Here is a 24,844-nt window from a genome sequence, read left to right as displayed (position 1 = left end):
AGCCGGGGGAGCTACTCAGTCGGGGGAGCCGGGTAACTCGCCGGTCCGTCGATGGCGGTCCGGTGCGGTATCGTCGCCCGCGGCGCGAAAGGTGGATTAGTGCGGATTCGTGAGCAGAGGGGTGACCGGTGAGCGGACAGGCGACGCTGCCCACGTTCCCAAGCTTGACCGTGGCGACGCCCCGGCTGCAGATCCGGCAGCTGACCGTGGCGGACGCGGCGACAGTGGCGGAGGTCTTCGCGGACAAACAGACCCAACGCTGGCTGCCGGTGCGACCAGATCACGGGGAGTTCGACGCGCTCGCCTGGTGCACCGAGGATGCGGCGGCGCATCGTTCCCGCGGCGACGGTGACCATTACGGGGTCGTCCGGCGGGAGGACGACACGCTGGTGGGATGCCTCTGGACCACCCACACCGACTGGCGGTCCCGGGTCACCGAGGTGGCGTACGCGGTGGCGCCGCACGCGCGGGGCTTCGGCTTGGCGGCCGAGGCGGTCGACGCGTTGGCGATCGCGCTGTTGCTCGAACACGGATTTCAGCGGGTGGAGCTGCGGGTGGCGCCGGGCAACGTGGCTTCCCGCCGGGTCGCGGAGAAGGCCGGCTTCACCTACGAGGGGCTGCTGCGCAACGCCGGCCACCTGCACACCGGTCGAGTGGATCTCGAAGTGTGGTCGCTGGTCACCGCCGACCTGCGCTGATCCGCGCCCGCGCTACCGGATGATCGAGCGGGGCGGCGGTTCGAAGTCGGTGACCGGTTCGCCCCGCAGGGCGTCCCGGAGCGTCTCCGAGACGGTCAGGATCGACTGCGATGCCCGGCCGCCGCCGGCGGCGTTCATCGGGTTGTCCGGATCGGCGGTGAACGCCGCCACCGCCAGCTCCGGGGTATAACCGACCATCCATGCGGTCCGGTTGTCGTCGGTCGTCCCGGTCTTGCCGGCGACCGGGCGGCCGACGATGTCGGAGACCGGTTCGGCGGTCGCCCAGCCGCCGCAGCTGCCGGTTGCCGCGCCGCTGCCGGTCGGGCAGAGCGCGATGTCCGTCGCGGCCCGGGCCACTTCGGGGGTCACCGCCTGCCGGCACCGCGGCTCCGAGACGGGCACCTGGTTGCCGTGCTCGTCGGTGTAGGTGACCTCGTGCCCGTCCCGGTCCTTGATCGAGACCACCGGGAGCGGTTCGCAGTAGTTGCCGTCGGCCGCTGCGACCGCGTAGGCGTTCGCCATCTCCAACGGGTTAGCGTCGGAGACGCCCAGGGTGAACGGCCCCCACCCGTCGGCGCGGTCCGGCGACGCGTGGGTCTGGTCGACCTCGGTGCGCCAGGTCAGCCCCAGGTTCTCCGCCATCCGTACCGCCGCGCCGGCCCCGACCAGCTCCTGCAGCTGTACGAAGTAGGTGTTGACTGACTGGCCGAAGCCGGACCACATGCCGTGGTTGCCGGCCATCTCCGGGCTGGCGTTGCGGGGGCACCAGTAGCCGCCGCAGCTCGCCGGCCCGCCGCTGGGGTAGCTGGAGACGTACTGGTGCGGGGAGCTGATCCGGGTGTCCATCGGCAGGCCGGCGTCGAGCGCGGCGAGCAGCACGAACCATTTGAAGGTCGAACCGGCCTGGTAACCGGCGAGCTCCCCGCCGCCTAGCAGCGGCGCGACCGTGTCCGGGTAGTTCCCCGCGATGTCGTCCACGGTCGCGTCCTCGGCGGCGTTCAGGGCGAAGTTGCGGTTGACCGCCATGCCCTTGACCAGCCCGGTGCCGGGCTCGATCGCCACCGCCCCGTGGGCGAAGGGGCTGCCGGTCGGCTCCTTGGACACGACATGGCCCTGCATGGTTTCCTGCACGTCCGGGTCGATCGAGGTGACGATCTCGTAGCCGCCACGGCGCAGCGCGTCCTGCCGCTGCAGGGGGTTGTCACCGAACGCCTCCTGCGACAGCCACCAGCGCCGGAACAGATCGCAGAAGAATCCCCAGTCGTTGTGGTCGGTGGGCACCGACACGCAGTCGTTCGGCGGGGTGCTGGTGTTCAGCTCGATCGGTTTGCGCTTCTCCTGCTCGGCGACTCTCGGGGCGACGTAGCCGAGCTCGGCCATCCGGTCGATCACCCAGTTGCGCCGTTCGATCGCGGCCTGCTGGTCCTGGGTCACCGGGTCGTACGCCGAGGGCGCCTGCACCAGGCCGGCGAGGACCGCCGACTCGACCAGGGTCAGGTCGCGGGGATGCTTGGAGAAGAAGATCTCGGCGGCGGCGAAGATCCCGTACGCCCGGTGGCCGAAGTAGGCGTGGTTGAGGTAACGCTCCAGGATCTCCGCCTTGCTCAGCTCCTTCTCGACCTCCACTGCGTACTGCGCCTCGCGTACCTTGCGGGTAGCAGACTGCTCGGTCGCCTCCCGTACCTCGGTGGGGGTCTCCGCGCCGTCCCGCAGCGCCATCCGGACGTACTGCATGGTGAGGGTGGAGCCGCCCTGCGCGACGTCGCCGGCCTGAGTGTTGGCGATGAAGGCGCGGGCGACGCCGCGCGGGTCGACCCCGTCGTGTTCGTAGAACCGGGTGTCCTCGGCGGCGACGATCGCCTGCTGGATGTACGGTGACATCTCGGTGATCGGCACGTAGGCGCGGTGCTCTTCGTAGAAGCTGGTCAGCAGGGTCTCGCCGTCACTGGCGTAGACATAGGTGGTCTGGGCTGGCCGGACGGCGGTCAACTCGGTCGGCACCTCGTCGATGAGGTCGGCGCCGGACTTGACCGCTAGCCCACCGATCGCGGCGATCGGGAACAGCACGGCAGCGACGATGACACCGGCGAGCAACGCGGTACGAACCAGCGGTGTCGCTCGGCCGGTAGCGGAGCGGATGCGTCCCAACACCGCCTTAATGTACGACAAATGACGTTTTCTCATGTCAAAAGCGAGTGATTCTCGGCGGTAATCTAGGGTGCGTCTTTTCAGGAGGTGGCATGACCGACCCGCTGTATCCGCTGGGGTTGCGGCTGACCGGCCGGCGCGTGTTGGTGGTGGGCGGCGGGGCGGTCGCCACCCGCCGGGTGCCGGCGCTGTTGACGTGTGGGGCGCAGGTCGTGCTGGTCTCGCCCACCCTGACCCCCGCGCTGCAGAGCCTGGTGACGGCCGGGCAGCTGACCTGGCTGCCGCGCCGGTTCACCCCCGATGACCTGGCCGAAGTGTGGCTGGTCCAGGTGGCGATCGACGATCCGGCGGCGGCGGCGGAGGTCAGCGAGGCGGCCGAGCAGCGGCGCATCTTCTGTGTGCGCGCCGACGACCGGCACGCCGCCACCGCCTGGACCCCGGCGGTCGCCCGGCACGGACCGGTCACCGTGGCGGTGCTCGGCGGCGGCAACCCGCAGCGGGCGGCTGGGCTGCGCGACGCGGTCCGGCAAGGACTGGTGGACGGCAGCCTGAGCTACCAGCCGGGCGCCACCCGGGCCCGGCTGGTCCGCGGCGGGGTGGGCAGCGTGGCCCTGATCGGCGCCGGCCCTGGGGACCCTGACCTGATCACCGCCCGCGGCCGCCGGCTACTCACCGAGGCCGACGTCGTCGTCACCGACCGGCTCGTCCCCGGGCTGCTGCTCGACGAGCTCCGCCCGGAGGTCGAGCTGGTCGACGCGGCCAAGATCCCGTACGGCCCGTCCCGAACCCAGGAAGAGATCAACCGGATTCTGGTCGACCGGGCGCTGGCCGGTGCGTCGGTGGCCCGGCTCAAGGGTGGCGACCCGTACGTCTTCGGCCGCGGCGGGGAAGAAGCCCAGGCGTGCGCCGCCGCCGGCGTACCGGTGACCGTAGTGCCGGGTGTCAGCAGCGCGGTGGCGGTGCCGGCGGCCGCCGGGATTCCGGTGACCCACCGGGGCGTGGCGCACGAATTCGTCGTGGTCTCCGGCCATCTCGCCCCCGACCACCCCGAATCGTTGGTGGCGTGGCCGGCGTTGGCCCAGCTGCGCGGCACCCTGGTCATCCTGATGGGGATGCGCCAAGCCCCGGCGATCACGAAGACTCTGCTGACCCACGGCCGGCCGCCGCAGACGCCGGCGGCGGTGCTCGCCGACGGGACCACGGCCCGGCAGCGGACACTGCGGACCACGCTGGCGGAGCTACCGGCCGCGATCGACCAGGCCGGGCTCGGCCCTCCAGCGGTGATCGTCATCGGCGACGTGGCCGGGGTCGACCTGGGGCCGCCCTGCTGATCTGCTGAGCCGGTCGGGTCAACTGCGACCCGCGACCGCCCCGCTCCGCTGCTCGCGCAGAAACTCCAGCACGGCGACGGCGGCCGGTGGGTCCGCGACCCGGTGACCTGCCCGGGTCTCGCCGGGGCCGACCTTGACCCCCACGTCGGCGTCGCCGAGCACCGCGAAGGCGTTCTCGTCGGTCACGTCGTCGCCGAGAAAGAGCACCGCATCGGCGCCGGTCTCGGTGCGCAGCGCGGCGAGGGCCGTGCCCTTGTTGGCGCTCACCACCGATAGTTCCACCACTTCTTTGCCGGTGCCGAGCGCGACGCCGGGCCAGCTCCCGGGCCCGGCGTGGACCGCGGCTCGGGCCGCCGCCCCCACCTCGGGCGCCGCCGTGCGGGTATGCACCACCAAGCTGGCCGGCTTAGCCTCCAGCCAGGCCCCGGGGTAGTCGGCGACCAGCTCCGCCAGCGCGGTGGCCAGCCGCTCCCGCAGCGCGGCCTGCTCGTCGGTGAGTTGCAACCGCTCGGTCAGCTCGGCGCCGTGGCCGCCGACCAGCCGCACCGGCGGCCCCAGTTCGGCCAGTTTGGCCAGGTCAGCCCGGGCTCGGCCGGAGAGCAGCGCGACCGTCGTCGACGGCAACCCGGCCAGGCTCCGCAGCGCGTCGATACCGGCCGGCAGCGGGAAGGCCCGCGCCGGATCGGTGACGATCGGCGCGAGCACGCCGTCGTAATCGCTGGTCACGAGCAGCCGGTGGACCTTGGCGAGCTGGTCGAGCGCGCCCCGCAGCGCCGGCTCCGACGCCAGCGGGTCGGCGCCGGCCGCCGAGGTCGACTCCGGCGAGGCCATCAGGCGCCGCCTAGCTCGTCGAGGAACGAGCGGGCCCACCGGTCGACATCGTGGTTACGCAGGTGCCGCTGCATCACCTTGATCCGCCGTTTCGCCTCGGACGGGGCGACCGTGATCGCCCGCAGCATCGTCTCCTTGACCGCCTCCGGGTCGTACGGGTTGCACAGAAACGCCTGCCGAAGCTCCGTCGCCGCCCCGGCGAACTCGCTGAGCACCAGCGCCCCGCCAGCGTCGGCCCGGGCGGCAATATACTCCTTGGCCACCAGGTTCATCCCGTCGCGCAGCGGGGTCACCATCATGACGTCCGCCGCACAGTAGAGCGCCGCCAGCTCGGTACGGCTGTACGACTGGTGCAGGTAGTGCACCGCCGGGACGCCGACCCGCCCGAACTCGCCGTTGATCCGACCGACCTCACGCTCCACCCGTACCCGGAGCGTCTGGTAATGCTCGACCCGCTCCCGGCTGGGGGTGGCGACCTGCACCATGACCGCCTGCGGCACCGACAGCCGGCCTTCGCTGAGCAGCTCCCGGAACGCCTTGAACCGCTGCTCGATGCCCTTGGTGTAGTCGAGCCGGTCCACCCCGAGCACCACCGTCTCCGGGTCGCCCAGCTCGGCCCGGATCTGCTTGGCCCGGGCCTGCACGCTCGCGGTAGCGGCGAGCTTCTCCATCTCCTCGACATCGATCGAGATCGGGAACGCGCCAGCTTTGACGGTGCGGTCGTCGACCTTGATCGTGTTGCCCTGGTAGCGCAGGCCCAGCAGATGTCGGGCCAGCCGGACGAAGTTCTGCGCCGCCAACCGCTGTTGGAAGCCGACCAGGTCGGCCCCGAGCAGCCCGCGGAGGATCTCGGCCCGACCGGGCATCTGCATGAACAACTCGATCGGCGGAAACGGAATGTGCAGGAAGAAACCGATCCGTAGGTCCGGCCGGCGCTCCCGGAGCATCGCTGGGACCAGCTGCAACTGGTAGTCCTGGACCCACACGGTGGCGCCCTGCTCGGCGACCTTGTCGACGGCGGTGGCGAATCGGGCGTTCACCTCGCGGTACGACTCCCGCCAGCGGCGCCGGTAGACCGGGGTCTCGACCGCATCGTGGTAGAGCGGCCAGATCGTCGCGTTCGACTGTCCCTCGTAATAACGCTCAAGATCGTCCGCATCCAGCGGCACCGGGTGCAGGTGGATGCCCTCCAGCTCGAACGGTTCGGGTGCCTCGCCGGTGCCGCCGGCCCAACCCACCCAGGTGCCCCGTTGCTTGGCCAACACCGGGTGCAGCGCGGTGACCAGCCCACCCGGGCTGGGGCGCCACTCCTGCCCGGCCTCGGTGGTGACCCGGTCGACCGGTAACCGGTTCGCCACCACGACAAACGAGCTTCGTTTCGCCACGTCGAGACCACCTCCGCCAACGTCCCCCGCTGTAGGGGCTACCTCGTGGTTCCCAGCCTACTGAATACGCTTCGTGACCGCGCTTGCGCGGTGATGGCATGATGGGGTCACTTAGGGGAGGTGAGGGACACCTGGTGCAGTTGGGTCCATTCGAGCATCGTCCGGCTAAGCCCTTCTTCCTGGATCCGGGCGGACTCACTAGTGACTCTCGCCAAACGGGCCGCCGACCACGAGGCCGTGACCAACAAGGCATTCGACCCGGCGGTCGCCTCGTGGGGCGACCGCCGGGTCGGCTCGTGGCGGGGGTGCCATGCCAGCGCGTCCGAGGGTGTCGAGGTCGTGTAGCGCGAGCTCGGAGAAGCCTGGCCGGCGGGGCTTTGAGCGGTCCGGTCCGAACTTGTGGGCGAGTGGCCTGCTTACCCAGGGTTGCCGATCGGGATAGTGGGGGTGATCATTGTGCAGCCGAGGAGTCCTTTTGAACGACATCCGGCTTTGCCCGCGTTGCTGGAGGGCGAGGCCGGGGGCCTGGTTCGTCTGGCGGAGGAGGCCACGGACCACGAGACCCTCACTGATCGGGCATTTGACCCGGCGGTGGCCGCATGGGACGGCCTTGCAGCCGAGGAATTGCAGGCGGCACCGGAAGATCTGCGTGCTGCTGCACGGGACGTAGCGTCGAAGGTGGCATGGGCAGCGGTGCCCCTGTTGACTTGGGCGGAGCACGTGCGAGAGTTCAACCGCCAGGTCGACCAGTTGCTCGAGCAGTTGGGGCAGGTCCCGGTAGACCTCGAGAGGCGGCTCCACGCCAAGTACGCCGACTTTGACGAGCAACCCGACATGCTGAGAGAGCTCCTCCGTAAGTCAGAGCGCGACCTCATGATTCACGAGCTCGAGGAGGAATGGCACCGTGTCTTCACCGTTCATGTAGACGAGGGCGCGCGGGATGTGGCCGGCATGTTACGAACGGCCCAACCTGGGAGAATCTCGAACTGGCGCGGGAGTTGGGTACGATCCCGCCGGGTCCCATGACGGCCTTCTTCGCCGCTGAGTGGGAGTGGGCCGCCACCATTGAGGAAGCACAGCGGATAGTGGGCGTCCTCGAAGATCCGACCCAGACCCCCAGCGACGCGGAGCTCGAGCGGCTGGCCGGTTTTTTTTATGAACATGCGGACGACGAGGAGTTTTCGTACTTTCTGCTCAGCGACCTCGGTCCCGACGGATTGATCAAAGCCAACCAAGCTGTCGTAGAGCTTCAGGACCATGCTGATCTGGATGTGCTGGTGAGGATCCAGGAAGGACTGGGGTAGCGCTGGCTACCGCAACGACTCAGCGAGGTAGCTACGGGTCGGCTCCGTGGGGCGATGGTGAACAGTACCATCCCGCGGAGCATGAGCTATCACCCGAATGGATCGAGGAGCTCATCGCGGCAGGGCGTGAGACATATCCACAACGCCTCGACGGAATGACGACCAAGCAAATCTACGGATATCAGTTGCTGGCTCCGCTGCTCACCCACGGACACTACGACGAGTGGTTTCTGCAGAGAGTCGGCGGCGACATGATCGACTTTGAAATCGAGCTCGGCGGCAATGGCGTCTGGGATGGCACCTATGCGACCGGGCCATTGGATCTGGCGCGGGTACTGGCCGGTGACAACCCGGCCGCCAGCTACTATCCATTGGTGAGCCTAATGGAGGCCTTCGAGAATAATCCCTACGGCGCCCGTGCCGCTTTGGCGGGAAGTGTGGAGTCACTTGAGGGTGGTGGCCTGCATCTGCCCCGGGTGGACTACCTGGTCACTGACAAGGAGTGGGGGCCTTACGAGTCCGGCCTGGAGACCTTCGGACGGGTCCTGGAGCACGTGGCCGGTATCACTATGGAACGTGGCCCGGATGGAGAGCTTCGGCAGCTCTATCCGCCTGACGAACGCTCCTACCGGATCGTCGAGTCGATTGTCTACGCGATCGCGAACGATGACACGGTCAAGGAGACGCCAATTGAAGAACGGGACGTCGTCGTGGACACCCTTCGACCGTATCTGGGGCGTGTCGCTGCGGGTTACATAGATGATATGCACTGGAGCATGCTGGGCGGGCACAGTGACAGTGCGGTCCCAGGCGAGCAGAACGTTAGCGTGGATTCTTCGGATCTGCAGTACTTCCTTGCTGAACTCGGTCGCAATGCTGAGGCAAGGGAGACCGTCATGGTCGCTGAGGAAGTCTACATGAGTGTGCTGTATGACTACTACCTCTCGGGCGCGGGTGGGCATGACGACGTATTTGAGGCGGCGACGAATAGTGTCATTGAACCTGCGGCCAGGATGTTCGGTGCCCTTGATATCGGCGCGGCTACCCAGATCGACGGCAAGTGGGAGGAACAGGCGGCCGCGCATAATCGCGAGTTGGAGAACCGTTACCTTGTCTATCAGCTTGGGGCGAACCTCGGCGGGGACCTGTTGGATGCCACCGGTGCCCCTTTGCCTGTGGGAAGCATAGTCTTTGGCGTCGAGGAGCTGCTGGAGCGACGCATGGAAGGAGAGCAGGTCAGTCACGTCGGCCAGGCGGACTGGGAGATCGGGGTCATGCGGGAACTCAGCCGGCAACGGTTGGAGGAGCAGGCGCTGATGGGCGCCTACCGCCATACCGATCCGGATGAGCTGCCGGACCACGTACAGGCAGTGTTGGTCGAGGATGGAGAACTCAAGCCGATAGAGGAGTGGCTCCATCGGCCGAACAGCCGAGAGTACATAGTCTGGCGGGAGTATCTCAGCAACGGCGGAGCCGACTCCGGCGCCCGCTCCCTCGAGAGCGCGGCGCGTGGAGCGTACAACGAGGAATATGGTGCGGCGAACGATGATCTCGCTGGAAGCAGGCTAGAGAGCTAGTTCCGTGACCCGATGGTGCGGAGGAGCGAAGGAGGACCAGTGCTTCCTCTTACTAATACACGGCGGCGACCTCGATGGCAGGCGACGGCCCACTCCTTTACCGCGGCCTTGGTGCTCGGCGCGGTCACCTTGGCCTGCACCGGATCGGGTCCCGCGCCCCAGCGCACTGCGCCCGGCGAGACCGACTCGTACGAGGAGGAGCTGGCTCGCATACCGCTGGAGGGGATTCCACCTGACTGGCCACTGCACTGGGAGGTTCCCGAGTTTCCTGAGCCTGACCAGGTGGCCGCGGCTGGGGTCGCGCGCCTGTTCGAGGCGCTGGAACACATGTTGATCTTCGGTCCAGTGCCGCGCGAGCCCGAGGATCTTGACCTGCTATTGCTGCTCGCGACTGACGACTACGCAGAACAGGTCCGTGGGTACCACGCCAACGTGCGCGGCACGAACCCGGATCCGTGGATCGGGCCGCGGTGGATCCGAGTGATGGAGGCCAGGGTGAACGGTGATGCCGCAACCGTCCTGCTGTGTGCTGACGAAGGTTTTCACGGCCCGGTCAGCCGCGGTGGCGGTTCTGAAGTGTGGCGCGACCACCGAGCGGTTCTCACCGAGTATGACCTGGTGAGGAGGACAGTCGACGACGATCAACGGTGGCTGGTTGACCACACTGCCTCATACGCCGGCGATGATTACCGGGATCCGGAGGTTGGCTACCAACCCGAGTGTGATGAATGGGCGACCCACAAGCTTGGCGATGCTTAAATAGGTCGGCAGTGCGCAGACGAGAGGAACTACCGTTGCCAGAGCCAGCGTTCTTCGAGGTTCACCCAGACGAGGTAATCCGGGCAGGTCACGCTACCGCGCATACGTCCAGGCCGTGGGATTCCTGGGCCCGCCGGATCAGGATCACCTACCAGGAAACCGCAGGGAAGCTCCACGATACGCGGATCCTCTACGCGATGGATCGCTACGCTGAGATGGTCGTGCCAGCGGCCACCAGGGTCGGCCAGCGGGTCGCGAACCTCGGGGTAGACACCACCTCGGCCGGCAGCGTCGTCCACAACAGCGATGTCGATGCCGCCACCACTCTTCATCGGCAGAGCGGGACCGCCGCAGAGCAGGGCTCGTTCCTGAGCCGGCCGGTCAACAGCTGGACAACGGCGACCTGACTCCGCTGGTGCGGGTGGCGTTCACACTCGTCCGCGTCGGTCACGCGATGCGCGCCGCGGTATCGAGGTGACGCGGAGACAGGCCGACTACACGTCTCGGGGCGTTCCGCGCTGAGGTACCGGGCGGCCGGACGCCTCGACGCGGGCGTGTCAGCTTGCCAGGGCCCAGGTCACTTTCTCGCGGGCTGGTGGTCGGTGACACGCCGGCCGCTGTGGGCGATCCGCGGGGTAGCTGGGAAGATGGAGTGCGGCGTACCCGGCGGGGCGGACCGCGCAGCCGGTCGGGCGTACCAGGCAAGTGGCGATCAACAGACTACCGGAGGTAGGGCTTACCGTGGCCCAGTTCATCTACGTGCTCGACAAGGCCAGGCGGGCCCATGGCGACAAGGTCATCCTCGATGACGTCACGCTGAACTTCCTGCCCGGCGCCAAGATCGGCGTGGTCGGCCCGAACGGGGCCGGCAAGTCCAGCCTGCTCAAGATCATGGCCGGGTTGGACCAGCCGACCAACGGCGACGCCCGGTTGATGCCGGGCTACACCGTCGGCCTACTGGCCCAGGAGCCGCCGCTGACCGAAGACAAGTCGGTGCTCGGCAACATTGAGGAGGCGGTCGCCGACACTAAGGCCAAGCTTGCCCGGTTCAACGAGATCGCCGAACAGCTCGCCACGGACTACACCGACGAGCTGATGGCCGAGATGGGGCGGCTGCAGGAGGAGCTGGACCACGCCGACGCGTGGGACCTCGACTCGAAGCTTGAGCTCGCGATGGATGCGCTGCGGTGCCCGCCACCGGACGCGGAGGTCCGCACCCTCTCCGGCGGTGAGCGGCGGCGGGTGGCGCTGTGCAAGCTGCTGCTGGAGCAGCCCGACCTGCTGCTGCTCGACGAGCCCACCAACCACCTGGACGCCGAGAGTGTGCAGTGGCTGGAGCAGCACCTGGCGAAGTACCCGGGCACCATCCTGGCGGTCACCCACGACCGGTACTTCCTCGACCATGTCGCCGACTGGATCGCTGAGGTCGACCGTGGCAAGGTCCACGGCTACCAGGGCAACTACTCGACCTACCTGGAAAAGAAGGCCGAGCGGATCGGGGTGCAGGGTCGCCGGGATGTGAAGCTGCGCAAGCGCCTCGCCGACGAGCTGGAGTGGGTGCGTTCCGGCGCCAAGGCCCGGCAGAGCAAGAGCCGCGCCCGGCTGCAGCGGTACGAGGAGATGGCGACCGAGGCTGAGCAGACCCGCAAGCTCGACTTCGAGGAGATCCAGATCCCACCGGGTCCGCGGCTGGGCAGCACCGTCATCGAGGCCGACAAGCTGGTCAAGGGCTTCGGCGATCGGGTGCTGATCGACAATCTGAGCTTCTCGCTGCCTCGTAACGGGATCGTCGGCATCATCGGTCCCAACGGTGTCGGCAAGACGACGCTCTTCAAGACAATTGTCGGTTTGGAACAGCCGGACTCCGGTGGGGTCAAGGTCGGGGACACGGTTCAGCTGTCGTACGTCGACCAGAACCGGTCCGGGCTGGACCCGACCAAGACCGTCTGGGAGGTGGTCTCCGACGGGCTCGATCATCTGATGGTCGGCAAGGTCGAGGTGCCGTCGCGGGCGTATGTGGCGGCGTTCGGTTTCAAGGGGCCCGACCAGCAGAAGCCGACCGGGGTCCTCTCCGGTGGTGAACGCAACCGGCTCAACCTCGCGCTCACGCTGAAGATCGGCGGCAACGTGGTGTTGCTCGATGAGCCCACCAACGACCTGGATGTGGAGACCCTCTCCAGTTTGGAGACCGCGCTGCTGAACTTCCCCGGCTGCGCTGTGGTGATCTCCCACGACCGGATGTTCCTGGACCGGGTGGCGACCCACATTCTTGCCTGGGAAGGTGACGATGAGAACCCGGCGAAGTGGTTCTGGTTCGAGGGCAACTTCGACGCGTACGAGAAGAACAAGCTTGATCGACTGGGTGAAGAGGCGGCCCGGCCGCATCGGGTGACGCATCGCCGGCTGACCCGGGACTGATCAAGTGATGGCCGACCGGGTGGCCGGGCAGTTCGTCCCCTCCGACGACGCCCGGGTTTTCCTTGGGAGGTTGACCCGACTCGACCCGATGGCGGTGGTCCGGCTTCGGCCGGTCGCCGCCATCGGGTCATCCCCGAGCCGGGTCGCGCTGTGGGCGTGCCTGCCGTGGGGAACCCTGGTGACCAGGGAGGTTGAAGGGCCCGCCCCGGGCGACGCCACAGTGGCCGCAAGCGCGCTGCTCGACGCCGACGACGGCCAGTTGCCGCAGCGTCGGGATTCAGAGTGGCGGTGGCCGCTGCCGCCGGAGGCCAGCGAGGTGATGGAGGAGATCCCAGCGGAGACGTTGCGCCAGGTCGCGACCGCCGCCGCCGGCACGCTTCGGGACGTCTCCGCCCACGGGCTGGCGGGGCGGACGGTCGGGGTCCGGGTGTTGCGGGAGGCGCTGCTCGATCACGTGCCGATCGTGGTGTCAGCCGACGGTGACGACTCGGCGCGGATCGAGGTGCCGCAGCGACTCGTGCAAGCGATGGTGCGGATGGGCTTCCTGGGGGCCGAAGCGGCTGACGAGCCTTCGGTTCGGGTGCGGGTGGCGGGCCGGTGGGTCGGGCTCTCCGCCCGGTACGGCACGGCCTGGCTGCCGCCGAAATCCGGTCCGCTGACCGTCCTTACTGGATGAGTCAGGTGTTCCTGAGGTGTGGGCCCGCGGGATCAATGACTCTCCTGGCTAGACCGGACATTTGGCCATCATGCATCGCCCCAGCTTAGGTTGTGTTGCAGAGCGTTTGCTCTGCGCACCTATACGCCTGCGCTGGTCGACTTGCCAGTTCACTGGTCTGGCTACAGGTTCTGCTGCGCCTAGGTAGATCCGGTGTGGACGATGCCCGAAGTCGTCCTTCGGCCTACTCGATGAGTGGAGTGGCGGATAACCCCGCCCTCCGGCCTCGACTTGGTTGGCCGGAGAGGGATCTTGCGTACCGGAATATCCGACTTTTCCGTATGCAAGATCCCTCCCTGCCCAACCAAGTCGGAATTGCCCGGTTTTACGCGAGGGTGTTAGCCGGTGTGGGCGACTCGCGCGGGTGCCCTGGGATGACCTGCCGCCGCGCCCGCCCGTACACCGCACCCCTGGATGTGGCGCTCGCCTTCGTTGGGTAGGTGGGTTGGGTGGCGCCTGGCTAGTCGGTTTAGTTCGTTTTGTTGTACTAGTGGATCACCACTGAACCCACCAAGCACGCGCCGATCATGAGCTTCATCACCGACTCGCCCGGCGAGTCTGTCAACAAGCTCATGATCGCCGCCGCGCGCCGCGCGCCGCGCGCGGCGGCGGGGCGGCCGTTGGTAGTGACGCTGTTCACAGCTCCTGTCCCGTACCGCGGATTGGCGGAAAAACGTCAGCGAAATGTCAGGGCAAGGGCTGATAGTGGGCGGAGCTTGTGACAGAGGGGACGGGAGCCAAGCTGATGGATCATGCGATTTGGGCCGAAGGGCTGGTAAAGCGCTTCGGCGAGACGACCGCGCTGGACGGGGTGGATCTTGCGGTCCGCAGCGGGTCGGTGCTGGGACTGCTTGGCCCGAACGGGGCGGGAAAGACTACTGCGGTCAGAGTGCTCGCGACGCTGCTGCGTCCGGATGCCGGGCGCGCCACCGTGGCCGGCTACGACGTGCTGCGGGACGGGCATCAGGTGCGGCAGTTGATCGGGCTGACCGGCCAGTATGCGTCGGTCGATGAACAGCTGACCGGGGTGGAGAATCTGCTGTTGATCGGGCGGCTGTTGGGGTTCAGCCGGGCCCGCGCCAGGGCGCGGGCACACGAGCTGTTGCGCCAGTTCGACCTGACCGAGGCTGGGCATCGGGCGGCACGGACCTTCTCCGGTGGGATGCGGCGCCGACTCGACCTGGCGGCCAGTCTGGTGGGCGAGCCGCCGCTGTTGTATCTGGACGAGCCGACCACCGGGCTCGACCCGCGGGCGCGCACCGATCTGTGGGGAGTGATCCGGTCGCTGGTCGCGGGCGGCACCACGGTGTTGCTCACCACGCAATATCTCGAGGAGGCCGATGAGCTCGCCGACGACATCGTGGTGATCGACCGGGGTCGGGTGATCGCGTCCGGCGCACCGGATGAGCTGAAGGCGAAGGTCGGCGGCCAGACCCTGGTGGTGCGGCCGGCTGATGAGGCGCACTTGCCGACGGTCACCTCGTTGGTGGGCCAGGTCGCGTCGGCGGCGCCCGAGGTGAAGGGCACGTTGGTGAGCGCCCAGGTGGCCGACCCGGCGGTGCTGCCGCAGGTGGTTCGCCGGCTCGATGAGGCAGGAGTGACGGTCACGGAGTTGGCGTTGCGGACCTCGGACATGAACGAGGTCTTCCTGACCTTGACCGGCCAGCCGGTCGACGAGAGCGAGCAGAGTGAAGGGAGTGCGGCATGAGCGCCGTCACCACAGTGGCGCCGCCGGCGCAGTCGTTGAGTCCACGGGTGAATCCGATCGACGGGATCCGCCAGAGTCTGACCCTGGCGTGGCGGACGGTGGTGCAGGTTCGGCACAACCCGTGGGAGCTGAGCGACTTCAGTTTCCAGCCGATCATGTTCGTGCTGTTGTTCACGTTTGTGTTCGGCGGCGCGATCGCTGGCGATTGGCAGGCGTATCTACAGTTCATGCTGCCCGGCATGTTGGTGATGAACATGCTCTTCGTCACCCTCTATGTGGCGCAAGGGTTGAACACCGACCTGACCAAGGGGGTGTTCGACCGGTTCCGGTCGCTGCCGATCGCCCGCTGGGCGCCGCTGGCGGGCCGGATCGGCGCGGACCAGGTCAAGCAGCTGTGGTCGATTGTGTTGGTTCTGATTATCGGACTGATTCTCGGATTCCGGCTCGGCAACGGCGTGGTCGGGCTAATCGGCACGATCGTGTTGTTGCTGGTGTTCGCGCTCGCGTTCTCGTGGCTGTCGGTTCTGATCGGGCTGTTGGCCAAGGATCCGGAGCGGGTGCAGATCTTCGGCATGGTGGCGTTGTTCCCGATCACCTTCGTCAGCAACGTGTTCGTGCCGGCGGACACCATGCCGGGATGGTTGCAGGCGTTCGTCAACGTCAACCCGGTGAGCCAGCTCGCCGACGCGAGCCGGGCGTTGATGTTGGGTGATTCGGCGATCGGCACCCCGTGGTATGTGGAGTCCGCCAGTGGGCCGGTCGCGGCCTCGCTGTTGTGGGCGGCGGCCCTGGTGTTGATCTTCGCGCCGTTGTCGGTGTACGCGTTCAAACGGCGAGTGTGATCTCCGACGGCGTGAGTCCCCCGAGCCAATCGGGGTTTGCATTGCCGCGGGCGCGGGCCTGGGCGAGCAGCTGCTCGCCCAGGCCCGCGCCCGCGGCCGCTTCGATCCGGGCCGCGTCGGCCTGCGACTGGTCCCGGTAGCCGCGGATCGCCTCGCTGACCCCCAGCAGCTCAGCGGCTCGGGTGTGGTCTCCCTCGGTGAGAGCGAGGTCGGCGTGGCCTAGCGCCACGCGGGCGGCGACGGTGCCGGCGCAGCTGCCCTGGCTCAACAGGGCGGCCGCCGTTGCCAGGTAGGCACGTGCGGTGTCCGGGTCGTGCTCGGCCACCGCGAGATGTGCGTGGGCGACCGACAGCGTGATGGCGGGTTCGGTGCCTAGGTAGCTGTCGTCGTCGGGTCCGGTCGCCCACGCTAGCGCGGCGGTGGCGGCGGGAAGGTCATGATCGAGCCGGGCTAGATCCGCGATGGCCCGCCCCACTACCACCCGGGCCGCACGGAGACGGTGGTAGTCAACCTGCTGGCGGCTTTCGGCGAGCGTGGCGTGGGCGGCAGCCCGGTCGCCTTGCAGCCAGCGCAGCTCGGCAAGCCTGGTCTGGAAGTGGATCCGGTCTTCGTGGACCCCGAGCGTGTCGATGATCGCCAGTGCCCGCCGGTTCTCGTTGATCGCGGTGTCGAGGTCGCCGCGGATGGCCGCGATTTCGGCGGACCCGCTCCGGGCGGTCGCTTCGCCCCATCCGTCGCCCACCAGCCGGAAGGCGTCGATCGCGGCTGCGGTGTGTTCGGCGAAGTCGGCCGGATCACCGCCGGTATGCAGAGCGGCCATGAGGTGCATGATCCGCGACGTGCCCCGCACCCAGGGGTCCGGATCATCGAAGAGGTGGGTAATCCGTTGCTCGGGCAGCGGCGGGCGGTCGCGCCAGCTGCGCGGCTGCCAACTGGGGGCGGTGAACAGTTCGTAGAGCGGACCGACCATGCGGACCATCGGGTGGTCGTTGTCGGTTCGAGCGGCAAGTTCGGCGGCGCGCCGGAACCACTCCTCGACGGTGTCCTCGTAGACGTGCTCCACCCCGGTGCAGGCGGCGACCGTGTATGCCTGGGCACGCACCTGATCGGGGGTTTCGCCGGGCAGCGCGAGTGCCTGCCGGGCCAGCGCCACTCCTTCGACCCGGCGGCCCGACAATGCCCAGAACCACCCGAGCGCCGCTACTAGCCGTACTGCGGTGTAAGTGTCGCCGTCGGTGATGGCGCGGCGTAGCGCGGTGTGAAGGTTGTCGGCGTCTGCGTGCAGCCGGCGGAGCCACTCGACCTGTGCACCGGTCCGCAGCAGCGGCTCGGCGGTCTCCGCCATGGTCAAGAAGTGGTCGGTGTGGGCCCGCCGTACCAGCTCTTCCTCGCCGGCCTCGGTGAGCTTCTCCTGCCCGTAGGCCCGGATCGTTTCGAGCATCCGGAATCTGAGCTGGTCGTCGTCGGAGTGGGTAGGCACCAGTAGCGACTTGTCGGCCAGGGCGGTGAGCAGGTCGAGGATCGCCGCCGTCGGCAGGCCCGACCCGGCGCCCACCGCTTCGGCTGCGGCCTGCGAGATTGTGCCGGAGAACCCCGCCAGCCGGCGCAGCAGTTTCTGTTCGTCGGAGTCGAGCAGCTCCCAGCTCCAGTCGACCATGGCGCGCAGGGTGCGGTGGCGCGGCAACGCGGTCCGGTCGCCGCCGGTGAGTACCCGGAACCGGTCGTCTAACCGGCTCGCGAGCTGGCTCAGGCTCATGGTGCGGAGTCGGGCCGCCGCGAGTTCGATCGCCAGCGGCATCCCGTCGAGGGCACGGCAGATGCGTACGGCGGTCCGGGCGTTCGTCTCGTCGACTCGGAGGCCGGGGTGGGCGGCGGCGGCCCGGTCGGCGAACAGGCGCAGCGCCGGGTAGGTGAGGGCCTGCCCGGCCGGCGTCTGCTCGGCGGGTAGCGCCAGCGGGTCGACCGGCCAGGTCGCCTCACCGGTGACCTGTAGCGCCTCCCGGCTGGTGGCGAGGATTCGCAGCTCTGGGCAGCGGCTGAGCAGGTGCTGCGCGAGCTTTGCCACGGCGTCGACCAGGTGCTCGCAGTTGTCCAACAACAGCAGGCAGCGCCGACTGGCGAGCGCCTGGACCAGCCGCTGGGTAGAGTCCGGCTCGGTGCTGTCGGCACGGGCGGTGCGGCGCAGGGCCGTCGGACCCTCGTCGCGTACCCGCAGCGCCGCGAAGACCACCGCGGGTAGGTCGGCCGGGTCGGCGTAGGGCGCGAGTTCGACCAGTGTGACGCCGTCGGGGAACTGGTGGGCAGTGTCCCGGGCGGCTGCTCTGGCCAGCCGGGTCTTGCCCGCGCCGCCTGGGCCGGTGAGGGTGCAGAGTCGTCGAGTCTGTAGTAGCTGGGCCAGCCGGGTCAGATCCTGGTCGCGGCCGACGAAGCTGGTCAGGTCCGCCCGGAGCGCCCCGTCGAGCTGCGCGCCGGTGGTGGTGGTAGCTGGCTGCGGTTCCGGGGCGCCGCGCAGCAGCCGGCGGTGCAGCTCGGTGAGCGGCGGTGACGGGTCGACGCCGAGCTGTTCGGCGAGGACGGTCCGGGTCCGCTGGAAGAGTTCGAGTGCGTCGCCGGTGCGGCCGGCGTGGCTCAGGGCGCGCATCTGGAGGCCGACCGCTCGTTCCCGGCCCGGTTCGGCCGCGAGTAGCGCTGCTAACCGGGGTACCACCGGGTCGGCCGGGCCTACCCGGAGTTGGGCATCGGCCCACTCTTCGACGATGGCGTGCCGGACCTCGGTGAGCTGGGTGACGAGGCGCGCCAACGGGCCGGTCTGCGCCAACCCGGGTAGCACCTCGGGTCCTCGCCACAGCGTCAGCGCCGCGTCGAGGGTGGCGGCGGCGTGATCTGGATGGTGGGGCAGCGCTGCCCGGCCCTGCTCGACGAGCCGGTGGAACTGGTGCAGGTCCACCGCGGTTGGCTCCACCGCGAGCTGGTAGCCGCCGTTGCGGGAGACCACCGCGTCGGCGGGGAGTTGCCGGCGGGCCCGGGACACCAGCGCCTGCAACGCGTTCGCCGTACGGTCGGGTGGTTGGTCGGGCCAGATCCGATCGACGAGGGTAGTGTGACTTACCGGTTGGCCGGCCTCCCAGGCAAGCAGCGCCACCAGCAGCCGAACGCGGCGACCACCCACCTCGATGAGGTCGCCGGTGGCGCTGCGGATCTGCAACGGCCCCAGCAGCGCGATCTCCACGCTTCGATTGTGCCCTGCGATGACCGGTGGGGGTGACCAGGTAGCGGTGGTGGGGTGGAGCCGGTCGGGTGGGGCGGCGTAGCGGGGGAGGGGTGGCTCAGCTCTCGGTGCCGTCGCGGCGGCGGCGCTCCTCCTCCGGTTTTGCCGGGCCATCCGGGGGGTCGTCCTTCCCGCCGCGGTGGTCGTCTTCCCGTCGTTTCAGGTCTTCTTCCCAGCGCCGCAGCAGCTCGTCCTCCTCGGAGGTGGTGCCCTGACCGCCGTCGCCGGTGGCGCGTTCGCCGAGGGAGCGGAGGAACTCCGGGTCGTCGTCCGGGGCTTGCGGGCGTCTCGGCTCGGGGAAGCCGGTGGCGGCCCGCCAGGGGGAGCCGGGCTTACCGACCGGGCGTGCCGGTCGACCGGCGAGGAACCAGCCGCCGGCGCCGAGCAGCGGCACCAGCAGGATCACCAGCACCCAGGCGAAGCGGGGCATCACTCGGATCTCCCGCTTGTCTTCGACCGACAGACAGCTGATCAACGCGAGGGCGGCGAGCAGCACGCTGGCGAGGGAGAGCACAACAGCAGCGCGGAACATGCCGCCATCGTCGCACGCGGTTAGCCCGCCGGCCACTAACCATCGGATCGGCTTGGTCCGGCGGCCCCGCTGTCGGGTCGAACCAGGTTACGCCGGGTCGAATCAGGCTACGCCATCACCAGCAAACCGCCGAGGATCGCGAGCGCGACCGTGAAGAGGGTCAGCGTAGGTACGGGTGAGCCGACCGCGGCCGGTCGGCGGGCCCGCAGCGCGACGATTCGGCGGGAGCTGACCGCCAGGATGGTCAGCCAGCCTGCCACCAGCGCGACGATCGCCAGCGCCCGGAGGGCCGGGGCTGGGACGAGTAGCGCCTGGCGCAGCGCCAGCAGCGCGACGATGGTGACCGCTAGCACCGTCCGTCGCCAGGCGAGCCGGGTGCGTTCGGCGAATCGACCCGGTGGGGGGTCGGGGGTGGGCGGGTCGCCGGTGGTGGTCACCCGGTGAGGCCCTCGATCACCACGATCATCACCAGCAGCGCTGCCCCGGCGGCGACGCCTACCGCCAGCATCGCCGGAAACCGTGACTCGGGCAGATCATGCCCCTGTCGGATCGCCTTCTCGCACCGTACCCAATGGTTGAGCCCGCGGATCGTGACCGTGCCCCCCAGGACCAGCAGGACGATCGCGAGCGCTTCACGGACCAGTGGTATCCGCAGCTCGGGCAGGAACTGCGCGACCACCAGGCCACCGGCGACCAGCGCCAGGCCGGTGCGTAGCCAGGCGAGGAAGGTGCGTTCGTTGGCCAGCGAGAACCGGTAGTCAGGGGTGGAGCCGACGCGGCGGACCGCTTCCGGGTTGAACCACTCCCGCCACATTCGGCCATTATCCGTCAGCTGGCTGCGGTGGCCTGCCCGGCCGGCGGTGTGCCCTCGCCGGCCGGGTAGCGTGCGGGCAGGTCCTGGCCAGTGCGGGCGGCGGGCGACTTCGCTACTGGCGGGTAACATAGGCTGGTCACCCAGGCAGCTTCACACAGGAGGGGTCGTCGGACGCGATGAACATCGTGGTGCTGGTGAAACAGGTGCCGGACTCCGGCGCCGAACGACGGCTGCGGGACGCCGATCACACGGTCGACCGTGAGTCCGCAGACAATCTGATCAACGAAATGGACGACTACGCCATCGAGGAGGCGCTGCGGCTCCGAGAATCACACGGCGGCGAGGTGACCGTCCTCACCATGGGGCCGGAGCGGGCCGGTGAGTCGATCCGCAAGGCGCTCTCGATGGGGCCGGACAAGGCGGTCCACGTCTGCGACGACGCGATCGCCGGATCATGCGCGCTCGCCACGTCGAAGATCCTGGCGGCCGCACTTGGCACCCTGGCGCCGGATCTGGTGCTCAGCGGCGCGGAGTCCACCGACGGGCGGGTGCAGGCGATGCCGCACATGCTCGCCGAGCGGCTGGGGATCGCGGCCCTGACTGGTGCCCGCAAACTGACGGTCGACGGGTCGACGCTGACGGTTGAGCGGCAGACCGACGACGGGTACGAGGTGCTGACCGCGGCGACGCCCGCGGTGGTCAGCGTGTGGGACACCATCAACGAGCCGCGCTACCCGTCCTTCAAGGGGATCATGGCGGCCAAGAAGAAGCCGGTCACCGTCATGACCCTGGCGGAGTTGGAGATCGACCCGGCCGAGGTGGGCGCCGCCGGCGCCAGCAGCGCGGTCGTCGAGCACCAGCCCCGCCCGGCGCGATCGGCGGGCCAGCAGGTCGTGGACGAGGGCGACGGCGGTACGAAGCTGGTCGAGTTCCTCGCGGCTGAGAAGTTCGTCTAGAGGGGGCGGGAAGATGGCTGAGGTGCTAGTAGTCGTCGAACACGGCGACGGGCAGGTCAAGAAGGTCACCTTGGAGATGCTGACGCTCGCCCGGGAGGTCGGCGAGCCGTCCGCGGTGGTCTTCGGCGCCCCGGGGACAGCGGCTCCGCTCGCCGAGAAGCTGGGCGAGTATGGCGCCGCCAAGGTGTACGCGGCCGAGCATGCGGAGATCGACGGGTACCTGGTGGCGCCGAAGGCGACGGTGTTGGCGTCGCTGATCGGCGAGGTCCAACCGGCGGCGGTGCTGCTCGGCGCCGGTCAGGAAGGCAAGGAGATCGCCGGCCGGGTAGCGGTCAAGCTCGACAACGGTGTGCTCACCGACGTCAGCGCGATCGCCGCCGACGGGACCGCCACCCAGGTGGTGTTCGCCGGGGCGACCATTGTTACCTCGAAGGTCACCCGGGGCATTCCGCTGGCCACCGTACGGCCGAACTCGGTGACCCCAGCGCCGGCCGACGCGGCAGCGAGCCCTCCGGTCACCGAGCTGCCGGTGACGCTGGCGGACTCGGCGACCCTGGTGAAGGTGGTCGAGCGGGTCGCCGAGGCCAAGGGTGGCCGGCCGGAGCTCAGCGAGGCCTCGGTGGTGGTCTCCGGCGGCCGGGGTGTCGGCAGTGCGGAGAACTTCTCGTTGGTGGAGGAGCTCGCCGACCGGTTGGGCGGGGCCGTCGGTGCGTCCCGGGCGGCCACCGACTCCGGCTTCTACCCGCACCAGTACCAAGTCGGACAGACCGGCAAGACGGTTTCGCCGCAGCTCTATGTGGCGCTGGGCATCTCCGGGGCGATCCAGCACCGGGCGGGGATGCAGACCTCGAAGACGATCATCGCGGTCAACAAGGACCCGGAGGCGCCGATCTTCGAGCTTGCGGATCTCGGGATCGTCGGCGACCTGTTCGCGGTCGTCCCCCAAGCGGTGACGGAGCTGCAGAAGCGTACGTGACCTCGCCGGCCGGGCGGAGCAGTTTTCGCGAACCCGCCTGGCCGTGAGTTTTCTTCCCTAATCTCGGCCCGATGGCTGACCGCCAGACAGCCGGATTGGGGAGGAGAACAATGAGGTTTAATGCCCACCAATGGTGGCGAAACGGTGCGGTTGTCGCCGCGGCGGCCGCGCTCGCAGTGACGGGCGCGGCCGGATCCGTTTCGGCACAGGAAGACCAACAGAACGACGAGTCCCAGGTGTACGTGGTGCACGGCATCCCAGAGCAGGACGTGGATGTCTACGTGGACCAGGAGCTTACCGTAGAGAGCTTCGCGCCCGGTGACATCACCGGCCCATTGGAGCTGGCTGGTGGCACATACACCATCGCGCTCACCGAACCAGGCGGCTCCGTCGACGATCCGCTCATCAGCTCTGATGTGGATGTGCCCAGTGGGGAGAATGTGAGCCTCGCTGCCCACCTGAGCGAAGACGGCGAGCCGACGCTCACCGCGTTCGTCAACGATCTCGACGAGTTGCCGTCAGATCAGGCGCGGCTGACCGTTCGCCACGTGGCGGCGGCTCCCGCGGTCAATGTGCTGCTCAACGGTGAGGAAGCCTTCACCGACCTCACGAATCCCAATGAGGACACCCAGGACGTTCCGGCCGAGACGGCCAGCGTCGAGGTGGTGCTCGCCAACGGTAGCGATCCGGAGGACACCCAGGATCCGGTGCTCGGCCCCACCGACCTCACCCTCACCGAGGGCACCTTGAACGTCGCGTACGCCATCGGCTCGGCGGACGACGACACGCTGGAGCTCGTGGTGCAGGTGATCGAGGATCCGGAGGGTGGGATGCCGTCGCCTTCGCCGACACCGACCCCGAACGATTCCGGGGAGTGAACGGTCCAGAGCGTGGCCGCACCACGAGGATCATCCATCGTGGTGCGGCCAGGCTCGGGCAAAGTTCCGAATCCCCTCCGTCGGCTGCGATTCGGGACTAGCATCGATATCGGTTGGGTTCTCAATGGGGAGGTAGCATGGGAACTGCTCAACGGTGGTGGCGGCGCGGCCTGACCGCGGCCGCCGCGATCAGCGTCGGCCTACTGGCGCTCGGCGCGCCGGCACAAGCCGAGGATGACGCACAGGTGTATGTGGTCCATGGCATTCCGGACCAGCCGGTGGATGTCTACGTCGACAGTGAACTAACGCTGGAAGGGTTCCAGCCAGGCGAAGTGGCGGGCCCGCTGGCACTGCCGGCCGGCACCTACTCGATCGCGCTGACCGCACCTGGGGACGGGCCGGAGAACGCGATCGTCGCTGCAGACGTGGACGTGCCCGGAGGCGAGAATGTCAGCCTGGTCGCCCATTTGACCGAGGGCGGCGATCCTACGCTTACCGCATTTGTCAACGATGTCAGCGAGGTTCCGGCAGGGGAGGCGCGGCTTACTGTCCGACACACCGCCGCCGCCCCAGCGGTCGATGTCCGGGCGGACGGGGAAGCCCTCGTCACCGACCTGACCAACCCGAACGAGGCGACTGCCCAGGTGCCGGCCGGTACCGTCAGCGCCGAGGTGCTGCTGGCCGGCACCGACGAGGTGGTGATCGGTCCAGCCGATCTGGAGCTGACCGAGGGTGCGTTGACCGTGGTCTACGCGATCGGGTCGGCCGATGCCGGGACGCTCAGTCTGGTCGTCCAGGTGATTGAGCACGACGGCATGCCCGGCACGCCCTCGGGGGTTCCGGGTGGCAGCGCTGGCCTCGCCGCTACGGGCCTACCGATGTGGTGGTTCGGTCTGCTGGCCGCCGGTGCGCTGATGGTCGCGGGAGGTGCGCTCTGGTACCGCCGGAGCGCCGGAGTGACCGCCTCGCAGTGAGGCCGGCGCAGGACCTGCCCCGCCCGCGTACCGACGCCGGTGTTGCCGGCGCTCGGTACGCGGGCGGCCGGGTGTGGGCGGTGCTCAGCATCCTGTGTGGTCTGATTGTGGTGGCGACCGCGGTGGTGGTCGCCACCGGGCGGAGCCAACCCGTCGCCGAGGTCGGGGTGGCGGAGGTGGAGCAGCTGCTCGCCGACGAGCAGCTAGCCGACGAGCAGGGCGGCGGGGCGGCTGATCCCACCCGGGTGCCGGTGGTGCCGGGCACCCCGCCCGCAGCGCCCTCGCAGTCGGTGCCGACCACCGTGGTCATCGAGTCGATCGGCGTGCGGGCACCGGTAGACCCGGTCGGCGTCGAGCCGGGCAGTGGGCAGGTTGCCGTCCCGCCGCCGGAGCGCGTTGGTTGGTACCGGTACGGCCCCGGTCTGGACGCCGCCGCTGGTTCGGTCGTAATCGCCGCTCATGTGGACAGTGCCGCCGGCCCCGCCGTGTTCTTCCGACTCGCCGAGTTGCTGCCCGGTGACCGGGTCGTCGTGGTGGACGAGGCTGGGAGCGAGCACGCCTTCACGGTGATCGGCCGGGAGGTGCACGCCAAGCACGAACTGCCGGCGCACTCCTTCGCCCGCGACGGCCCGCCCCGGCTGACGCTGATCACCTGTGGTGGCCGATTTGACCGGGAGTCGCGTGAATATCACGACAACGTGGTGGTCACTGCCGTGCCGGCGTGACGTCG

The 24,844-nt window shown here is 68.8% G+C and carries 24 protein-coding genes; 16 read left to right on the top strand and 8 right to left on the bottom strand.

Annotation, left to right across the window (positions count from 1 at the left end):
- Positions 1 to 128 precede the first annotated feature (128 nt).
- Positions 129 to 698, top strand: coding sequence for a GNAT family N-acetyltransferase (locus JQS43_RS19265; protein WP_239675781.1), 570 nt, complete (start codon positions 129 to 131; stop codon positions 696 to 698).
- A 12-nt stretch (positions 699 to 710) separates the two neighbouring features.
- Here the strand turns inward: JQS43_RS19265 and JQS43_RS19260 are convergent, their stop codons facing one another.
- Entirely contained in the window at positions 711 to 2,849 is a 2,139-nt protein-coding gene (locus tag JQS43_RS19260; RefSeq protein ID WP_239675780.1) for a transglycosylase domain-containing protein, read from the bottom strand.
- A gap of 89 nt (positions 2,850 to 2,938) precedes the next feature.
- Here JQS43_RS19260 and cobA point away from each other — a divergent pair, with 89 nt between their 5' ends.
- Positions 2,939 to 4,177: a uroporphyrinogen-III C-methyltransferase gene (gene cobA / locus JQS43_RS19255; protein ID WP_239675779.1), complete on the top strand. Its 1,239-nt coding sequence runs from the start codon at positions 2,939 to 2,941 to the stop codon at positions 4,175 to 4,177.
- Positions 4,178 to 4,195: 18 nt separating this feature from the next.
- On the opposite strand, the gene otsB is transcribed toward cobA, so the two are convergent.
- A complete protein-coding gene (otsB, locus tag JQS43_RS19250; RefSeq protein WP_239675778.1) occupies positions 4,196 to 5,008 on the bottom strand; it encodes a trehalose-phosphatase in 813 nt (270 codons plus the stop codon).
- The gene (locus tag JQS43_RS19245; protein WP_239675777.1) at positions 5,008 to 6,393 is read right to left on the bottom strand and encodes an alpha,alpha-trehalose-phosphate synthase (UDP-forming); all 1,386 of its coding nucleotides are present in this window, start codon (positions 6,391 to 6,393) and stop codon (positions 5,008 to 5,010) included. The genes otsB and JQS43_RS19245 overlap by 1 nt, the downstream gene beginning before the upstream one ends.
- 447 nt (positions 6,394 to 6,840) lie before the next feature.
- Here JQS43_RS19245 and JQS43_RS19240 point away from each other — a divergent pair, with 447 nt between their 5' ends.
- From JQS43_RS19240 to JQS43_RS19210, 7 genes are all read left to right on the top strand, one after another.
- Positions 6,841 to 7,419: a hypothetical protein gene (locus JQS43_RS19240; RefSeq protein ID WP_239675776.1), complete on the top strand. Its 579-nt coding sequence runs from the start codon at positions 6,841 to 6,843 to the stop codon at positions 7,417 to 7,419.
- Positions 7,416 to 7,697: a hypothetical protein gene (locus JQS43_RS19235; RefSeq protein ID WP_239675775.1), complete on the top strand. Its 282-nt coding sequence runs from the start codon at positions 7,416 to 7,418 to the stop codon at positions 7,695 to 7,697. Before JQS43_RS19240 ends, JQS43_RS19235 begins: the two co-directional genes overlap by 4 nt.
- Before the next feature lie 155 nt (positions 7,698 to 7,852).
- Positions 7,853 to 9,274: a hypothetical protein gene (locus JQS43_RS19230; RefSeq protein WP_239675774.1), complete on the top strand. Its 1,422-nt coding sequence runs from the start codon at positions 7,853 to 7,855 to the stop codon at positions 9,272 to 9,274.
- A gap of 111 nt (positions 9,275 to 9,385) precedes the next feature.
- Positions 9,386 to 10,033, top strand: a complete 648-nt coding sequence (locus JQS43_RS19225) for a hypothetical protein (protein ID WP_239675773.1) — start codon at positions 9,386 to 9,388, stop codon at positions 10,031 to 10,033.
- Between the two features lie 197 nt (positions 10,034 to 10,230).
- The gene (locus tag JQS43_RS19220; RefSeq protein WP_239675772.1) at positions 10,231 to 10,440 is read left to right on the top strand and encodes a hypothetical protein; all 210 of its coding nucleotides are present in this window, start codon (positions 10,231 to 10,233) and stop codon (positions 10,438 to 10,440) included.
- Between the two features lie 334 nt (positions 10,441 to 10,774).
- Complete coding sequence (gene ettA / locus JQS43_RS19215) at positions 10,775 to 12,451, top strand: energy-dependent translational throttle protein EttA (RefSeq protein ID WP_239675771.1); 1,677 nt, start codon at positions 10,775 to 10,777, stop codon at positions 12,449 to 12,451.
- Between the two features lie 7 nt (positions 12,452 to 12,458).
- The gene (locus JQS43_RS19210; RefSeq protein WP_239675770.1) at positions 12,459 to 13,127 is read left to right on the top strand and encodes a DUF8185 domain-containing protein; all 669 of its coding nucleotides are present in this window, start codon (positions 12,459 to 12,461) and stop codon (positions 13,125 to 13,127) included.
- 526 nt (positions 13,128 to 13,653) lie between these two features.
- Here JQS43_RS19210 and JQS43_RS19205 read toward each other — a convergent pair.
- Positions 13,654 to 13,806, bottom strand: a complete 153-nt coding sequence (locus JQS43_RS19205) for a hypothetical protein (protein WP_239675769.1) — start codon at positions 13,804 to 13,806, stop codon at positions 13,654 to 13,656.
- A 105-nt stretch (positions 13,807 to 13,911) separates the two neighbouring features.
- Between JQS43_RS19205 and JQS43_RS19200 the strand changes: the two genes are divergently transcribed.
- Together JQS43_RS19200 and JQS43_RS19195 are read left to right on the top strand one after the other, a co-directional pair.
- Positions 13,912 to 14,874 (top strand): ATP-binding cassette domain-containing protein, encoded by a 963-nt coding sequence (locus JQS43_RS19200; RefSeq protein WP_239675768.1) that lies wholly within the window; start codon positions 13,912 to 13,914, stop codon positions 14,872 to 14,874.
- Positions 14,871 to 15,716: an ABC transporter permease gene (locus JQS43_RS19195; RefSeq protein ID WP_239675767.1), complete on the top strand. Its 846-nt coding sequence runs from the start codon at positions 14,871 to 14,873 to the stop codon at positions 15,714 to 15,716. Before JQS43_RS19200 ends, JQS43_RS19195 begins: the two co-directional genes overlap by 4 nt.
- Here the strand turns inward: JQS43_RS19195 and JQS43_RS19190 are convergent.
- From JQS43_RS19190 to JQS43_RS19175, 4 genes are all read right to left on the bottom strand, one after another.
- Complete coding sequence (locus JQS43_RS19190) at positions 15,700 to 18,945, bottom strand: ATP-binding protein (protein WP_239675766.1); 3,246 nt, start codon at positions 18,943 to 18,945, stop codon at positions 15,700 to 15,702. The genes JQS43_RS19195 and JQS43_RS19190 overlap by 17 nt on opposite strands.
- A 97-nt stretch (positions 18,946 to 19,042) precedes the next feature.
- Positions 19,043 to 19,516, bottom strand: a complete 474-nt coding sequence (locus tag JQS43_RS19185; protein ID WP_239675765.1) for a PLDc N-terminal domain-containing protein — start codon at positions 19,514 to 19,516, stop codon at positions 19,043 to 19,045.
- 107 nt (positions 19,517 to 19,623) lie between these two features.
- The gene (locus JQS43_RS19180) at positions 19,624 to 19,953 is read right to left on the bottom strand and encodes a DUF202 domain-containing protein (RefSeq protein WP_239675764.1); all 330 of its coding nucleotides are present in this window, start codon (positions 19,951 to 19,953) and stop codon (positions 19,624 to 19,626) included.
- Positions 19,950 to 20,330: a YidH family protein gene (locus JQS43_RS19175; protein ID WP_239675763.1), complete on the bottom strand. Its 381-nt coding sequence runs from the start codon at positions 20,328 to 20,330 to the stop codon at positions 19,950 to 19,952. Before JQS43_RS19175 ends, JQS43_RS19180 begins: the two co-directional genes overlap by 4 nt.
- Positions 20,331 to 20,506: 176 nt before the next feature.
- On the opposite strand from JQS43_RS19175, the gene JQS43_RS19170 reads away from it, so the two are divergent.
- From JQS43_RS19170 to JQS43_RS19150, 5 genes are all read left to right on the top strand, one after another.
- On the top strand, positions 20,507 to 21,286 hold the full coding sequence (locus JQS43_RS19170) for an electron transfer flavoprotein subunit beta/FixA family protein (RefSeq protein WP_239675762.1): 780 nt from the start codon (positions 20,507 to 20,509) through the stop codon (positions 21,284 to 21,286).
- A 13-nt stretch (positions 21,287 to 21,299) separates the two neighbouring features.
- A complete protein-coding gene (locus JQS43_RS19165; RefSeq protein ID WP_239675761.1) occupies positions 21,300 to 22,262 on the top strand; it encodes an electron transfer flavoprotein subunit alpha/FixB family protein in 963 nt (320 codons plus the stop codon).
- Positions 22,263 to 22,372: 110 nt separating this feature from the next.
- Positions 22,373 to 23,140: a DUF4397 domain-containing protein gene (locus JQS43_RS19160; RefSeq protein ID WP_239675760.1), complete on the top strand. Its 768-nt coding sequence runs from the start codon at positions 22,373 to 22,375 to the stop codon at positions 23,138 to 23,140.
- Positions 23,141 to 23,277: 137 nt separating this feature from the next.
- Positions 23,278 to 24,114, top strand: a complete 837-nt coding sequence (locus JQS43_RS19155) for a DUF4397 domain-containing protein (RefSeq protein ID WP_239675759.1) — start codon at positions 23,278 to 23,280, stop codon at positions 24,112 to 24,114.
- Entirely contained in the window at positions 24,111 to 24,839 is a 729-nt protein-coding gene (locus JQS43_RS19150; protein WP_239675758.1) for a class F sortase, read from the top strand. The genes JQS43_RS19155 and JQS43_RS19150 overlap by 4 nt, the downstream gene beginning before the upstream one ends.
- Positions 24,840 to 24,844 lie beyond the last annotated feature (5 nt).

This window comes from Natronosporangium hydrolyticum (assembly GCF_016925615.1).
Classification (GTDB): Bacteria; Actinomycetota; Actinomycetes; order Mycobacteriales; family Micromonosporaceae; genus Natronosporangium; species Natronosporangium hydrolyticum.
Note: the sequence above shows the minus strand (reverse complement) of the source record. Positions and strands in the feature narration are given on the sequence as shown.